This window comes from Clostridium sp. D53t1_180928_C8 (assembly GCF_015667795.1).
Classification (GTDB): domain Bacteria; phylum Bacillota; class Clostridia; order Clostridiales; family Clostridiaceae; genus Clostridium.
The window spans coordinates 1-16474 of sequence record NZ_JADPEL010000001.1 but is presented as its reverse complement, the minus strand read 5'-3'; the positions used below and the strand labels follow the sequence as shown (position 1 = coordinate 16474).

The 16474-nt window shown below is 27.2% G+C and carries 11 protein-coding genes, 1 tRNA gene and 1 riboswitch; of the genes, 5 read left to right on the top strand and 7 right to left on the bottom strand.

Translation table 11 applies throughout. The features are described 5' to 3' along the window. Window positions 1-4: 4 nt before the first annotated feature. A tRNA-Trp gene (locus tag I4V51_RS00060) sits at window positions 5-78 on the bottom strand. Between the two features lie 262 nt (window positions 79-340). On the opposite strand from I4V51_RS00060, the gene tsaE reads away from it, so the two are divergent. From tsaE to rimI, 3 genes are read left to right on the top strand one after another with little or no spacing between them, the layout of a single operon-like run. Then, entirely contained in the window at window positions 341-802 is a 462-nt protein-coding gene (tsaE, locus tag I4V51_RS00055; protein ID WP_195986293.1) for a tRNA (adenosine(37)-N6)-threonylcarbamoyltransferase complex ATPase subunit type 1 TsaE, read from the top strand. Then, entirely contained in the window at window positions 799-1515 is a 717-nt protein-coding gene (gene tsaB / locus I4V51_RS00050; protein WP_195986292.1) for a tRNA (adenosine(37)-N6)-threonylcarbamoyltransferase complex dimerization subunit type 1 TsaB, read from the top strand. The genes tsaE and tsaB overlap by 4 nt, the downstream gene beginning before the upstream one ends. Beyond that, window positions 1499-1945 carry a ribosomal protein S18-alanine N-acetyltransferase gene (gene rimI / locus I4V51_RS00045; RefSeq protein ID WP_195986291.1) on the top strand — a complete coding sequence of 149 codons (447 nt, stop codon included), beginning with the start codon at window positions 1499-1501 and terminating at the stop codon, window positions 1943-1945. The genes tsaB and rimI overlap by 17 nt, the downstream gene beginning before the upstream one ends. A gap of 25 nt (window positions 1946-1970) precedes the next feature. Here rimI and I4V51_RS00040 read toward each other — a convergent pair whose 3' ends face one another. From I4V51_RS00040 to I4V51_RS00025, 4 genes are all read right to left on the bottom strand, one after another. Beyond that, window positions 1971-3752 (bottom strand): beta-galactosidase family protein, encoded by a 1782-nt coding sequence (locus tag I4V51_RS00040; RefSeq protein WP_195986290.1) that lies wholly within the window; start codon window positions 3750-3752, stop codon window positions 1971-1973. A 293-nt stretch (window positions 3753-4045) separates the two neighbouring features. After that, the gene (locus I4V51_RS00035; RefSeq protein WP_195986289.1) at window positions 4046-4630 is read right to left on the bottom strand and encodes an ECF transporter S component; all 585 of its coding nucleotides are present in this window, start codon (window positions 4628-4630) and stop codon (window positions 4046-4048) included. Window positions 4631-4859: 229 nt separating this feature from the next. Next, a riboswitch (FMN riboswitch) is annotated at window positions 4860-4973 on the bottom strand. A 114-nt stretch (window positions 4974-5087) separates the two neighbouring features. Beyond that, window positions 5088-7268, bottom strand: coding sequence for an ABC transporter substrate-binding protein (locus I4V51_RS00030; protein WP_195986288.1), 2181 nt, complete (start codon window positions 7266-7268; stop codon window positions 5088-5090). Between the two features lie 729 nt (window positions 7269-7997). Continuing rightward, window positions 7998-10160 (bottom strand): Tex family protein, encoded by a 2163-nt coding sequence (locus I4V51_RS00025; RefSeq protein ID WP_195986287.1) that lies wholly within the window; start codon window positions 10158-10160, stop codon window positions 7998-8000. 141 nt (window positions 10161-10301) lie between these two features. Between I4V51_RS00025 and I4V51_RS00020 the strand changes: the two genes are divergently transcribed. Beyond that, complete coding sequence (locus I4V51_RS00020; RefSeq protein WP_195986286.1) at window positions 10302-10634, top strand: hypothetical protein; 333 nt, start codon at window positions 10302-10304, stop codon at window positions 10632-10634. Between the two features lie 203 nt (window positions 10635-10837). Then, entirely contained in the window at window positions 10838-12355 is a 1518-nt protein-coding gene (locus I4V51_RS00015; RefSeq protein ID WP_195986285.1) for a M28 family metallopeptidase, read from the top strand. Window positions 12356-12376: 21 nt separating this feature from the next. On the opposite strand, the gene prfB is transcribed toward I4V51_RS00015, so the two are convergent. Next, window positions 12377-13478, bottom strand: a protein-coding gene (prfB, locus tag I4V51_RS00010; RefSeq protein WP_195986284.1) for a peptide chain release factor 2 whose coding sequence is annotated in 2 segments (ribosomal slippage) — window positions 12377-13399 and window positions 13401-13478 — 1101 coding nt in all. Because the reading frame shifts where the segments join, the coding sequence is not laid out codon by codon here. A gap of 127 nt (window positions 13479-13605) precedes the next feature. Further along, on the bottom strand, window positions 13606-16119 hold the full coding sequence (gene secA / locus I4V51_RS00005) for a preprotein translocase subunit SecA (protein ID WP_195986283.1): 2514 nt from the start codon (window positions 16117-16119) through the stop codon (window positions 13606-13608). Between the last annotated feature and the right edge of the window lie 355 nt (window positions 16120-16474).

Here is a 16474-nt window from a genome sequence, read left to right as displayed (position 1 = left end):
TCTTTGGCAGGGGTACTAGGAATCGAACCTAGCCTAATAGTTTTGGAGACTACTGTACTACCGATATACGATACCCCTAAGTACAAACCTATTATACATTATGTTAAATATAAAATCAATATTTTTCTACTATTTTTCTATTATTCTTTTCTTTTTCGTACTTTTTGGATAAAATATAAAATAGTAAATACTATTAATAGTTAAGAGTTAAAAGTTAATGTTAATGTTAATGTTAATGTTAAAACTGCTAACGCAGTTTTTTAATTATATAAAAAAGATTAACTTAACTACTAAATAAAAACTACTAACTCCTAACTAATTATAAAGGGAGGATTTTAACATGATTTTTTCTGTTAATAGCGTGGGGGAAACTACTAACCTTGGAGTAACTCTTGGTAGACTATTAAATGCTGGTGATATAATCTGCTTGACTGGTGATTTAGGTACTGGTAAAACTCATATAACTAAGGGAATTGCTAAAGGTTTAGAAATAACTGACTATATAACAAGTCCTACTTTTACTATTGTAAATGAATATGATTCTGGTCGTTTAAAATTAAATCATTTTGATGTTTATAGAGTTTCAGATCCTGATGAAATATATGCTATAGGATTTGATGATTATATTTTTTCAGATGCTGTTTCAATTATAGAATGGGCAAATTATATAGAAGAAATACTTCCAAAAGATTTTTTACATATTTACATAGAAAAAGATTTAGAAAAAGGCGAAGATTTTAGAAAAATAACTATAACCCCATATGGAGAAAGATATAATTATATAAAGGAGTTAAAAATATGATAGTTTTAAGTGTAGATTCTTCATCTTTAGTAACTACTGTTGCTTTACTTAAAGATGAATTTATTCTTGGTGAATATACTTTAAATTTCAAAAGAGAGCATTCTGTTATTTTAATGGAAAAAATAGACACTCTTTTAAAAGACTGCGAAGTTGACATAAATGAAGTTGATGGATTCGTTGTTTCTAAGGGACCTGGTTCATTTACTGGTCTTAGAATAGGGATGGCTACTATAAAGGGAATGAGCATGGGATCTAATAAACCTTATGTTTCAATTTCAAGCTTAGATGCATTAGCTAACTCTTTATTAACTTTTGATGGCATAATCTGTCCAATTATGGATGCTTTAAGAGATAGTGTTTATACTGGTCTTTATAAAAATATCAATGGAAAATTAGTTAAAATACTAGATTGTACTGCCTTAGATCTAACTGAACTTGCTGATATTTTAAATGAAAAAGGCGAAAAAGTTATATTTACAGGTGATGGTATATTTAAACATAAAGAGTTTTTAACAAAGAATGTTAATAACTGTGAGTTTGCTCCAAATCATTTAAGTATTATAAGAGCTTCTTCTCTTGGAGAGCTTGGAATGAAAAAAATTAAAGCTAGCGAATTTGATGATATGAATTCTGCTCCACTTTACATAAAAAAACCTCAAGCTGAAAGAGAATTAGAACAAAGGTTGGCCATGAAAAATGAAAGTAGATTATAGTCTTATGAATGAATCTCATATAAATGATGTATATGAGTTAAGCAAGGAATGTTTTGCTATCCCTTGGACTTTAGATTCTATTAATAACGAACTAAACAATCCATTAGCAAAATATGTTATTGCAAAAGATTTATCCACAAAAGAAGTCATTGGATTTGTTGGAGTGTGGATAATTGCTGGTGAAGGTGATATTACAAATATAGCTGTAAATCCTAAGTATAGGAAAAAAGGTATTGCTTCAGAATTGTTGATAAATTTATTTAAAATGTGTAAAACCTTTAATTGCGAAGATATCACTCTAGAAGTAAGAGCTTCTAATATTCCAGCTCAAAATCTTTATAAAAAATTTGGTTTTAAAAAAGAAGGTTTAAGAAAAGGATATTATTCAGATAATAATGAAGATGCAATTATAATGTGGAAAAGGGGATAGCAACGCTATCCTCTAATTTTATGATTTAACATTTGTTTTCTTTTAAAAGCGGCTTATCACTTAGTGTTATATAATCTGAACATCTTCCCTCTGTTTCAAATATTACTATTTTATTTTCTCCACTTCTTAATAGAGGTGCTGGAATATATAAATATAATGTTGGTCCTTCATCATAAAATCTTCCTAAATTGAATCCATTTATAAACGCACATCCTTTTCCAAATTTATCTAACTCTATAAAAGTATCTCCCTTTTCTTCAATATTAAAAGTAAACTCATAAAATGCTGGGGTATTTTCCTTATATCCACCATTAAAATTAATATTACTAATATCTTTAAAATCTAAGCAATAGTGATTCCATCCATGGTGAAAATGTATATCTAATTGTACTCCACCTTTAATACCTTTTCTTTGCATGCTACTTCTTAAATTATATCCATAATTTATTCTTCCCTCATTTTCAACTAATATATCTAATCTATTATCCTTTTCCGTATCAAATCTCAAATCAAATATTTCACCTAATGTTTCTCTTGATTGAGTAATTATATGTTCTTCATTCCGATATACTATAGCTCTATCATTACAATCAACTATCCTAGCTGTATTTGTAGATGCCATATCTTTTTCAATATTTGTTCTGTATAATATATATCCATAACCTTGATTTAGCTTTTCCATATTAAGTGGTAAATCATTATATACCGGTTTAACAATTCTATCTATAGTATTAAATAATGATACCTTTTTAGAAAGCTTTATTTTACCGTAATTAATAAACTTAATATTAGTTGAGTTATCATAATTTTCTATATTTTTATATTCGGAAATAACTTCTCTAAATGCATTATACTTTTCTGTTTTTTCTCCCCATTCTGTTAAAAGAGCATCATAATCATAGGATGTTATTTGTGGCTCTACTTCATCATAATAATTTGCTCCATTGTAAAACCCCCAATTTGTACCGCCATGATACATATATATATTAACATGTCCTAAATCCAATATTTCCTTCAACTCATTTGCAGCATCCTTATAATCTCTTACTTTTAATTCTTTTCCCCATGAGCTAAACCATCCAATCCAAAATTCCATACACATAAGTGGAGCTTTAATTTTCTTTTTATCCATAAATCTCTCTAAATTTTTTAACTGTTCTTTTGATGCTGAACCAAAATTACCAGTTGGTATAACCCCTTCATCACATAATGTTCCTGCTTCTAACATAGAATCCCAAGCACCATCTGATGTAAATAAAGGAACATTACACCCATGCTTAATCATTAAATCCTTTATTGCTTTTAAATACTTTTTATCATTTCCATATGATCCATATTCATTCTCTACTTGCATCATTATCACAGGTCCACCATTTGTTATTTGTAATGGTGAAATAACCTTAAATAACTCACCATAATATTTATCAACGGCTTCTAAAAACCCTTTATAAGTACTTCTTACAATCATTGAATCATCTTTTAATAGCCAATATGGAAGTCCTCCAAATTCCCATTCTGCACAAATAAATGGCGATGGTCTTAAAATAACATACAAACCTAATTCTTGTGCTATCTTTACAAATTTATCTATATCATTTTCCTTAGAAAAGTTAAACACTCCTTCTTCCACTTCATGAACATTCCATGGAATATATGTTTCAACACAATTGCACCCAAGAAGAACCAACTTTTCTAGTCTATCTCTCCAATATTCAGGAACTATTCTAAAATAATGACATGCTCCTGATATTATTTTTATTTTTTCATTATTTACATAAAACTCTTCCCTAACCTCAAACGTATTCATACCCTTATCCTCCAAAACTTTTCTATTTAATATAAGTTTATATAAGTACTATATTGGTTTCAAAGACTTTGTAGTGAACATATTCTAGAAAAAGTGAACTTATTCTAGAAAAAGTCTAAATTCTCATATATTTTTTTTACTTTTTGTATAAAAATTTAATTACTGGACAAACTATTAATATCTCCCTATTAAATAAAAGAGTAGATTACACTCCCCCTGTATCTACTCTTTTTTGTTTATAAAAAAGTTGCATTTATTTTGAATTTTAAATTCAAAATAAATGCAACTAATTTTTACGCTACTTCTTTTTTAGTATTTTCAAATTTGCTATCCACCTTAAATATTACACGTGATACCTTCTTATATAATAAGTACGTAATTACTGATACTATTAAAGCTTTTACTGCATTAAAAGGAACTACTCCTAAAAACACGTAATTTGCTAGTGTTGCACCTTCCATTTTCATTCCATACAATGGCAATAATATATATATATTAGCTAATATTCCTGCTATTTGCATTACCAATGCACCACTAACCATTCCAATGATTGCAGTCCTTTTACTTTTATTTCTATGATATATATATGCTGCTGGAACTACTAACGCAAGTCCAACTATTATATTTGCAATTTCTCCTACAAATGCTGTTCCAGTTCCTTTTAATAAAAATCTTAAAATTACTTTTAAAATAACTATAATTCCTCCGGTTATTGGCCCATAAGCAAATCCTCCCATTAATGCAGGAACCTCACTTAAATCAATTTGTAACCATGGAAATGCAGGTATTATCGGAAAATCAAAATACATAAGTACTACTGAAATAGCTACCAATAAAGAAACCTTAATTGTTTTGTTTAAATTTGTTGATGAATTCATATATTTTCGCCTCCCAAAAGTTATCCTCTGGGGCAACAGTTAAATTATCAAATATAATTAATAATAGTTTTTACTATTTCTAATGTTTAATTCATACAAAAAGCCCTGATGTTATAAACATCAGGGCATTAAAAACAAAACTATTAATTAATATAATTTCTATAGATAAAAATTTAATAGTCAATTAAATAATAAACTTATTATCCATAGCATATTTATATAATTTAACTTTTACCTTCTTTCATCCAGACTTTACTGTCGGCTTCGGAGTTACACCGAATCTGCAAAAATGCTCGCGGGCTATACCGCCGGTAGGGAATTCCACCCTGCCCTGAAGATATTAATTATTTATTTCATTTTCTATTATATTACTAAATTTTGTATTTTTCAATAGGATCTCGATATATTATCCATTATTTAAAATATTTATAACATTATTAATTAACTTTAATTTTATCTATTCCATTAAATATATTTCTAAATCAATGTTTATTTTATCTAAAGCTTCATCTAATGATATCTCATCCATTAAATATTCTTCTCCAACATTAATAACTACTTCTGAAATATATGAATTAACATTAATAGATGAACTTAAATTACTAACAATATTTACAAACTTATTATATTCATCTTCTGATGGCCATTTTATATCTAAGTCAATCTCATATTCTTCTCCACTTATACCAATTTCACCCAAATTATCATTTCCTACATTTTTTTTATAAATACTTAAAAGAGTTTCTTTATTAATAGGAATACCTTTATAATTGTTAATTTCTTGTGACTTTTTATCAATTACATATGAAATAAAATCCTTTGCAATTTCTTTTTTATTACTCTTAGAAGTTATTGAAATAATATCTTTTCCTAAAAACTTATTACTTCCTGAATAAGTAGTATATTTTAAGTTTTTATCTTCTTGCATAACAGTATAAATATTAGCTAAATCATAAAAACTTGATATATAGCCAATATCCATAGAATATTCTGGTCTAAGAACTTCTATTGGATCAATATTTTTTTCTAAATAAACTTCCGACATTTGTCTCATAAATTCATTAGACATTTGTTCAGCATATTCTAAGTAATTGTTATAGCTATCTTCATCTATATTACTTTTTTCAAACTCATATATTTCTTTTATATTTTCTAAAAATAATTTTATTTCATTTATATTAATTATATTATTTTCAATTAGCTTATCGTTATTTATATTATACATTAAGTTTAATATATCTCTAGCGCTATACGTTCCAAATAATCTATTATTAATTTCATCCTTATTATCTAAAATATTTTCTAAATTACTAAATTTATTTATTATATCTTCTACTCCAAAAATAACTGGAATTTTAACTCTTAGTGGTAATGAGTATATTTTATCCCCTGTAAAATATATATCTAAAATATTCTCAAATAGTGATTCTTTTTTACTATTAACTATATCACTTATATCTTCTAATACCCCCTTATTAATTAAATTTTCTGATGATAGATTATCTAAAAACAATATATCTGGTGCATTATCAGACATTAATTCTGTATTAAGAGTTTTTATAGCATCATTCTCTGTTTGTCCACTATCTTTTGTAATTCCTACTTCATAATTAATAACTATATTAGGATTATCATTTTGATATTGAGAGGTATATTGCAGTATACTTTCACTTTCATATAATGAATAAATTGTTATTTCTTCAAGCTCTTTATTAGCTAATTTATCTGAATAAGAATATGTATACATTTCCATGCCATCTTCACCATAATATACAGCTAAGAAATTATCATTATCTAATTGTAAAAAATGTGCTAATTCCTTTTCAATACTATTAAATAAATAAGCATTAGCATCTATCATTTGATTAGTATTATAATCTTTAGAATTTACACTATATATCCCTATAGAGTCTATAAGAAGAATTTCATCATCTTCTCTTGAATTAAATATTTTTAATTTATAAGTTATATCCCTATCTATATACTCCTGTAATTCTTCTATATCTTCAATAAACTCACCATTATTTAAATTATATTTTTTTATTGCTTGTACAGTTTGTACAATTAAATATTTATCAGTTGTACATACACTTATAATTTCATCATCTAACTTAATTTCTTTTTTTAATTTTCCATCTTTTAAATTATATAAATAAATATTATAAACATCATATACTAAAATATCATTATTTTGCGAAACATTTACCGCCATAAAATTATTATTATCTATATCAATATCTCCTATTAATCCATTATCTTTTATTAATATGAATTTATTAGTATTTTCACTTCCATCAATAGCTAATATATCTCCATTATTAAAAACACTTAAAAAAAGCATCCTATCTTCTTTTAAATCAGTTGATTCGACTTCCCTTTCTATCCATGTTTTCCCTTTATCTTCTGATATTAATACTATTTCTTTTAAGTTATTATCCGCTCCTATTAATTTTATAGTATCATCATCAATCATTTTTATATCTTCTATATATTCAATATTACTTAACTCTATTTTCTCTTCAACAAAACCTCTCAATGACATATTATAACTTCTAAGTACTTGTTTTTCCTTACAAGATATTAAATTAAATAATAATATTATTATACTTAATAATCCTATTGTTCTTTTTAGAATCATGCTTTACTTTTCTCCTTCCCCTATTAATTAAGCATCAAAACAAGTAATTATATACTTGTTTTGATGCCTTTTTAACTTTATAGATTAAAATCTAAATATTTAACACGTCTCATATAATTAACATTTCCTGTTTTGGCAGTTGATATTTGCCCATATACTTTCATAGGTCCCCAGTAACTTTTAGCATTAGATGAATTATAAGTATTATATGCCTTTATTCTAGCTTGGTGTACTGTTGATCTTAACCCATTTTTAATTGTACCATTACTACTAAAAGATGTATTTATGCTATATTGAGAGTCATTATAAACAGTTCAGTAATTATTAGTATATTGCCAAGCATATGCATTAGTTGTATTGCTAGCTATAATTCCCCCAATAAGCATCATAGTAATAATTTTTTTAATTTTTTTCATAAAAATTCCCCCATAAAATTATTTTGTAATTTAATTTTTCAACCCGGGTTACATATTTATAATTACATAAATGTTTTTTTTTGTAAATAAACTCAACTCATTTTTGTAAATATTTACAAAATATGTTTTTATTGTTTTTTTGTAGCTTTTTACAAATCTCCTTCTACTCAAATACTCTTCATTTATTATTTAAAGTTATACATTAATATCATTTTCCAATAAAAAAAAGATAAAATTAATATTGCTTTATAATAAAAAAACTTGCATTATATACATAATGCAAGCAAAATTTAATTTTAATATAAATAATTAACTAATCAACTTCCTTCATAGTTAATGAAATTCTCTTTCTTTTTGTATCAACTTCCATAATTTTAACCTTAATTACATCTCCAACCTTAACTATATCTAAAGGATGTTTAACAAATTTATTAGCCATTTGACTCTTATGAACTAATCCATCTTGGTGAACACCGATATCAACGAATGCTCCAAAGTCTGATACATTTCTTACTGTACCTAAAAGAGTCATTCCTGGAGTTAAATCTTTTAAATCAACAACTCCTGTTTTTAAAATTGGCTTTGGCATATCTTCTCTAGGGTCTCTTCCTGGTTTTTGTAACTCTTTTATAATATCCTTTAAAGTTAATTCTCCAATTTCTAGTTCTTTAACTAAGTTGTTTAATCCTTTGGCTTTTACTCTTTCTTCTATGTCATTTAAATTTCTATTTTTTAAATCTTCTTTAGTATATCCTAATATAGTAATAAGCTTTTCAGCCGCATCATATGACTCTGGATGAACTGACGTATTATCTAAAGGTTCTTTACTTTCCATAACTCTTAAGAAACCTGCACATTGTTCATATGCTTTTTGTCCTAATCTCTTAACCTTTAATAATTCTTTTCTACTCTTAAACTCACCTACTTCATCTCTATATGCAACTATATTGTTTGCTATTGAAGCATTTACTCCCGCAATATAAGTTAAAAGAGATGGTGTTGCAGTATTTAAATCAACTCCAACTTTATTAACAGAATCTTCAACTACTCCAGATAATGATTCCTCTAATCTCTTAGGTGTAACATCATGTTGGTATTGACCTACTCCTATTGCTTTTGGATCTATCTTTACAAGCTCTGCCATAGGATCTTGAAGTCTTCTCCCTATAGATATAGCCCCTCTTATAGTAACATCTAAATCTGGATATTCCTTAGCAGCTAATTCTGATGCAGAATATACTGAAGCTCCAGCTTCTGATACTATTACATAAGCTAATTCTTTACCACTTTCATTTTTTATTTCAGTTAACATTTCTGATATAACTTCTTCTGATTCCCTGGATGCAGTACCATTTCCTAAAGAAATAACATCAACATCATATTTATATACAAGTTCCTTTAATATCTTTTTAGTTCCAGCTATATCACTTCTTGGAACTGTAGGATATACTGTAGCCTTTTCTAGGAACTTTCCTGTAGAATCTAAAACAGCAACCTTACAACCTGTTCTAAATCCTGGATCATATCCCATAACTACCTTTCCTTTTATAGGTGGTTGCATAAGAAGTGCTTTTAAATTTTCTTTAAAAATTAATATTGCTCCTTCTTCACCCTTATTAGTTAATTCACTTCTTATTTCTCTTTCTATTGATGGATATATTAATCTCTTAAATGAATCTTTAATCGCTGATTTTAAATATTCATCTGTAGTTTCATTATTTTTTAATAATCTATTTTGAAGATAAGTTATTATTTTATCTTCATTTGCAACTATTTTTACAGATAAAACTTTTTCCTTTTCTCCTCTATTTATAGCCAATATTCTATGAGCAGGAATTTTATTTATATCTTCACTATATTCATAATACATTTCAAATGGAGTTGGTTCTTCACTTGAACCCTTAGATTCTATTTTTCCTTCTCTCATTACAAGCTCTCTTATCCACTTTCTAAAACCTGCATCATCAGATATTACTTCTGCAACTATATCTAAAGCCCCACTTATAGCCTCTTCTACAGTTAATACCTTTTTTTCTTCATCTATATATTTAGAAGCTTCTTCATTTAAACTTCCCTTAAAGCTTCCTTCTAAAATTAAATCCGCTAATGGTTTTAAACCTTTTTCTAAAGCTATTGTTGCTCTTGTTCTCTTTTTTTGCTTATAAGGTCTATAGATATCTTCAACTTCTGTTAATGTATCTGCCTTTTCTAAAGCTTTAACTATATCATTATTAAGCTTACCTTGTTCATCTATTAATCTTAAAACATCTTCTTTTCTTTCTTTTAAATTTCTTAAATAAGTTAATCTCTCAAAAAACTTTCTAAGAACATCATCACTTAATCCACCTGTTTGCTCTTTTCTATATCTAGAAATGAACGGCACTGTATTGCCTTCATCTAATAATTTAATTACATTTTCTACTTGCTTTAAAGTAATTTCTAATTCCTTAACTAATCTTTGTTCTATATTTACCATACTTTCCTCCTATGAAAATTTATTCTAAAATTTAACTCTAATAATTAGTATAACATAATTTTACACTATTGATATTAAGTAAAGCTAATAGTATAATTTAATTGTAAATATTTTCCATTAATCGTAAAAGGAGGCTTATTTTTGAATAAATTTATAAATAGATTTTTAAATATATTACTTATAGTCTTTATTACACTTCTAATACTAAACCAACTTTATGTAATTGAATTTTCTTTAGATTTAAGAAATGTTTTTATTTTTTTAACGCTTATAATAATTTTATTAACAGCTACCAAGGAAATATTAACTAATAAATCAAACTTTTTTAAATTTATAAACGTAGTTACATTAGGTAGTATAATAATTGGTGGAGTATATTCAGTTCTAACTAAACAACTTAATTTTTTAATTTATATTTGTATTTTATTTTCATTATTTCAATGTTTTTACGAACTTATTCAAAATAAAGCATAAACTTTATTTTGAAGATTTTTACTAATTAATATAATTAATAACTTTTACTGACTACCTATAATATTTATAATCAAAATCAACAAGTATTAATTTTCATTAACTAAATTTAGCTTTTATTATCATTTAAATTTTTTAATATTAGTTATAATGTAACTCCTCATTTAATAGTATTTAATATAATACTATTAGTGAGGTATTTTTTTATGAAGAAAAAAATTATATATTTTTCATTATTATCAATAACTTCATTTCTATTGCTTTTTACTATATATCTTAATAATACCTATTCACCATTTGATTCTAGTAATGTTCGGAATAATATTTATGTTTTATCATCAGATACACTTGCAGGAAGATTAGCTGGCAGTACAGAAAACTCAATGACAGGCGATATAATAAAAAATAGGTTTAAAAATAGTGGATTAACTACCCTAAATAATGATGGTAACTATTCACAAAACTTTAATACTATTTGCCCTGTTATAACTAACACTTCACCTTATCTTAAAATTGAATCAAACGGAGAAATTGAAGAAGAATTAAAATATGGTGTTGACTTTAAAGAAGATATGATTAACTTTAAAAATAATACATTTTATTTTTCAGCTTCCGATAAAATAAATTCATATTTAGCTTATATGGAAGTAAGTTGCGCTGATGGTAACTTTTTAATATATGTTCCTAAAGACAATAACTTTTCATTTAGAAGTTCATTTTTTAGCGATTTTGCTAAAGATGCTGTAATAATGGTTTCTAATTCTACTTTTGAAAAAATATCAAATGGGTTAAAAGAAGGAAAACAAATTTCTATCCATATCCCTTTTGAAGAAGAAGAAAAAACAATATCAAATATTGTTGGTGTAATTAATGGTTCAAATTCTTCTTTGCCACCATTTATAATAACAGCTCATTATGATCATCTTGGAAAAGATGGATTAGGAAACACTTATTCTGGAGCATTAGATAACGCTTCTGGATCTTCATTTTTATTAGAGCTAAGTAGAAGTCTTGCTACTTATGGAAAACCTGAAAGAGATATTATTTTTGTTGCATTAAATGCAGAGGAATTTGGTTTATTAGGATCTAAAGCTTTTGCTGAATCTAACTTATTTAATATACAAGATTCAAAGGTAATTAATTTTGATATGATTGGAAGTGCTGATTATCCTATAAGCTTTATGCAAGGAAGTAAATTCAAAAATACAAATTCCGAATTATTAAATTCATTAAAAGAACTATGTGAATCTAATAATGTAAGTTATGAAGTACTTTACGAAGACTCTAGTGATCATGCTAGCTTTAATAATTTAAATATAGATGCTGTTAGCTTCTGCCACAGTGATAAAACTCGAATTCACACACCTAGTGATACACTTGAATATATAGATACTAATGCTATAGATGTTGTTTATAGTATAGTTGATAAAGAAATAAAAAATTCTTGCTATAGTACATTTACTAGATTTATGTATAGCTCAAAATCATTATTATTGATATCAATAATGTTAATTTTATTAATTTGTTGGGGAATATTTGATAAAGGTAAAATTATAACAGATAAGAAAGGCTCAAGATTTTTTGCATTAATAGCATTAATCTCTGTTATAACATCCTCTATATTCTATTATAGAGGATACAATGAAGCCATTATAACAACTCTTATCTTTGGATTCTCAATAATATTTATTTTTCTTAAAAACTTTAAATTAATATCAAAATAAAAAAAGTGCCTAGCACTTTTTTTATTTTGATATACTTTTTAAATATGTAGTTATAAATTTATCAATTTCACCATTCATAACTGCATTTAAGTTTGATGTTTCCTCATTTGTTCTATGGTCTTTAACCATATTATATGGATGGAATACATAAGATCTTATCTGACTTCCCCATCCCATATCTTTTAACTCACCTGTTAAGTCTTCTATTTTTTCCTTATGAGCTCTTTCTTTAAGTTCTATAAGTTTTGACTTCAACATAGACATTGCTGTATCTTTATTTGAAAACTGACTTCTTTCACTTTGACACTGAACAACAATTCCAGTAGGTATATGAGTAATTCTTATAGCTGATTCTGTTTTATTTACATGTTGCCCACCAGCTCCACTAGCTCTATAAGTGTCTATTTTTAAATCATCTGGTCTTATATCTATATCTTGATCCTTTGTAAGCTCTGGTAATACTTCTATTGAGGCAAATGAAGTTTGTCTTTTTCCATTAGCGTTAAAGGGTGAAATTCTTACTAATCTATGAATCCCCTTTTCTGCCTTTAAATATCCATATGCAAACTCGCCTTTTACTCTTAATGTTGCACTCTTTATTCCAGCTTCATCACCTTCAAGTATATCTAATGTCTCAACCTTATACCCCTTTTTCTCGCACCATCTAGTGTACATTCTAAGCAACATAAGAGTCCAATCATTAGCATCACTACCACCAACACCAGCATGTAAATTTAATATGGCATCATTTTTATCATACTCTCCTGATAAAAGAAGTTCTATTTTATATTGATCTACTAGCTTTTCAATATCTCTAATTTCTGTAATAACTTCATTTACAGTTTCTTCATCATCTTCTGCAAGCTCTGCTAATACTTCTACATCCTCTAATCTACTTACTAAGCTTTCATATCTATCTATTTTATCTTTAATACTTTTACTTTCCTTAGTAACTTCTTCTGCTCTTTTTATATCATCCCAAAAGCCCTTTTCTTGCATCTGAAGCTCAAGCTCTTGAAATCTTTTTTCTAGGCTTTCCTTGTCAAAGTGAAGCCCCCATTTCTTTTAATATTTCTCTTAATCCACTAACTTTAGTTAGTTCTTGTTCTAACTTAATTAACAAAAAATCACCCCTTAATTCAGTGACAAGTAACAAATGGCAAATGACAAGTTAAATATGGTAATCATTATAAAACTTATAATCAACCCCCATATTAACTTGCCACTTTTAACTTATAACTTGAAACTATCTAAGCTTCCCTACCGCAGCAGTTTTTATACTTTTTACCGCTACCGCAAGTACATAAATCATTTCTTCCTACTCTATTGTCATTTCTAACAGGTTCTTTCTTTAAGCTCTTATCATCAGCTCCATGACTAGCAGATGTTTCTTGAGCTACCTTCTCTCTCTCAACAGGTCTCTCAACTCTTACATGGAATAAGAATTTAACAGTTTCAAGCTTAATTCCTTCAATCATCTCTTCAAACATTGCACTACCTTCCATTTGGTATGCTTGAATTGGATCTTGTTGCTTATATGCTCTTAATCCCATTCCTTGTTTTAAGTGATCCATATTATCTATATGAGCCATCCACTTTTGGTCAACAACTCTTAAAAGAACTACTCTTTCAATTTCTCTTAATTGGTCTTCACCAAATTCAAGTTCCTTACCCTTATAGATGTTCATAACAATCTCATTTAATTTATCTTTTATTTGTTCATTAGATAAATCAGCTAACTCTCCTACTGTTATAACACCATGTGGTAAACATATCTCTTCTAAATACTTAAGTAAAGTATTGATTTCACCTTCTATATCTTGAACTTCTCCACTTAAGTGAGAATTAACAGCATCTGATATAACTTCTGTAATCATACCTTCTATTTGCTCTTTAAGGTTCTTACCTTCTAAAACTTCAGTTCTTTGTCTATAAATAACCTCTCTTTGAAGATTCATAACATCATCATATCCAAGTAGGTTTTTTCTTATATCGAAGTTATTTCCTTCAACCTTCTTTTGAGCATTTTCTATAGCCTTTGTAACCATTTTACTTTCTATAGCTTCTGTTTCTTCTAATCCTAATTTATCAATAATACCTTGAATCTTTTCTGATCCAAATATTCTCATTAAGTCATCCTCTAAAGATATGAAGAATATTGATTCACCAGCATCACCTTGACGTCCTGATCTACCTCTAAGCTGATTATCAATTCTTCTTGACTCATGTCTTTCAGTACCAAGAACTTTTAATCCTCCAGCTTCTATAACACCTTCTCCTAGCTTAATGTCAGTACCTCTACCAGCCATATTAGTCGCTATCGTAACCATACCTAATTCCCCTGCATGAGAAATTATTTCTGCTTCTTGAGCATGATATTTAGCATTAAGAACTTGATGCTTAATTCCTCTCTTCTTTAATAAAGAAGATATATATTCTGATCTATCAACACTAGCTGTTCCGACAAGTACTGGCTGACCCTTTTCGTGTGACTTCACTACTTCTTCAACTATCGCTTTATACTTTCCAGCTTCATTTTTATAAACCATATCAGATTGGTCAATTCTTTGAACTGGCTTATTAGTTGGTATTACAATAACATCTAAATTATATATTTCTCTAAACTCATTTTCTTCAGTTAATGCTGTACCAGTCATTCCTGATAACTTAGCATACATTCTAAAGTAATTTTGGAATGTTATTGTTGCTAAAGTTTTTGATTCTCTTTGAATCTTAACCCCTTCTTTAGCTTCAATTGCTTGATGAAGACCATCTGAATATCTTCTACCTTCCATAAGTCTTCCTGTAAATTCGTCTATTATTACTATCTCATTATCTTTAACCATGTAGTCTTTATCAGATCTCATTGTATAATTTGCTTTTAAAGCTTGTGTAACATAATGTTGTAACTCTAGGTTTTGAGAATCAGCATAGTTTTCTATTCCAAAATACTTTTCAGCTTTAATAATCCCATCTTCAGTTAATAAAACTGCATTTGCTTTTTCATCTACAGTAAAATCTTTTTCATTTACTAATGTCTTAACAAAATTATCTGCAACATTATAGAATTTAGTAGATTTATCACCCATTCCTGAAATAATAAGTGGCGTTCTAGCCTCATCTATTAAGATAGAGTCAACCTCATCCACTATACAGAAGTTAAGGACTCTTTGTACTCTTTCTTCCATATGAATTACCATATTATCTCTTAAGTAATCAAATCCAAATTCATTATTTGTTCCATATGTTATATCAGCTGCATATGCTGCTCTTCTTTGATCTTGTGTTATACCGTGAATTATACATCCAGTAGATAATCCTAAGAAATTATATAACACTCCCATTTCTTCCATCTGAGTTTTTGCTAAATAATCATTTACTGTTATTACATGAACACCATTTCCAGTTAAACCATTAAGGTATGCTGGTAATGTAGCAACAAGAGTTTTACCTTCCCCGGTTTTCATTTCAGCTATTCTACCTTGGTGAAGAACCATTCCTCCTAATAATTGAACTCTAAAGTGCTTCATTCCAAGTACTCTGCTTGAAGCTTCTCTACAAACAGCAAAAGCCTCTGGTAATATACTATCTAAAGACTCTCCTTTTTGTATTCTTTCTTTAAATTCTATAGTTTTTCCTTGAAGTTCTTCATCCGTTAATTTTTGCATCGATTCATCTAAAGCTTCTATCTTATCGGCAATTGATTGAAGCTTCTTTACTTCTCTCTCGCTATATGTTCCAAAAAGTTTTTCTAAAAATCCCATAATATATTTCCTTTCAACATTAATATTCATTAATAACATATATGAATATAAATTTAAGTAATCTGTTTTAATATTTTTATATAGTTAATAATCTATATAAATTACCCTTTTAATATTTTCTTAATAAATTATACCATTTATAGTATTTATAATTCAACAAAAAACGTATATACATTAATATAAACTGAATTCTTAGTCTATATTTGAGTTTTAATGACATATAAATCTAAGTAATCGTTATCTTAATGTAAACATTGCCCTTATTAAATTCAACTTAAATATGTATAAATATCATAAATTATATAAATTAAAAATTTTATTTGTATAAGTTAAGTTTAATTATTAATTATGATAT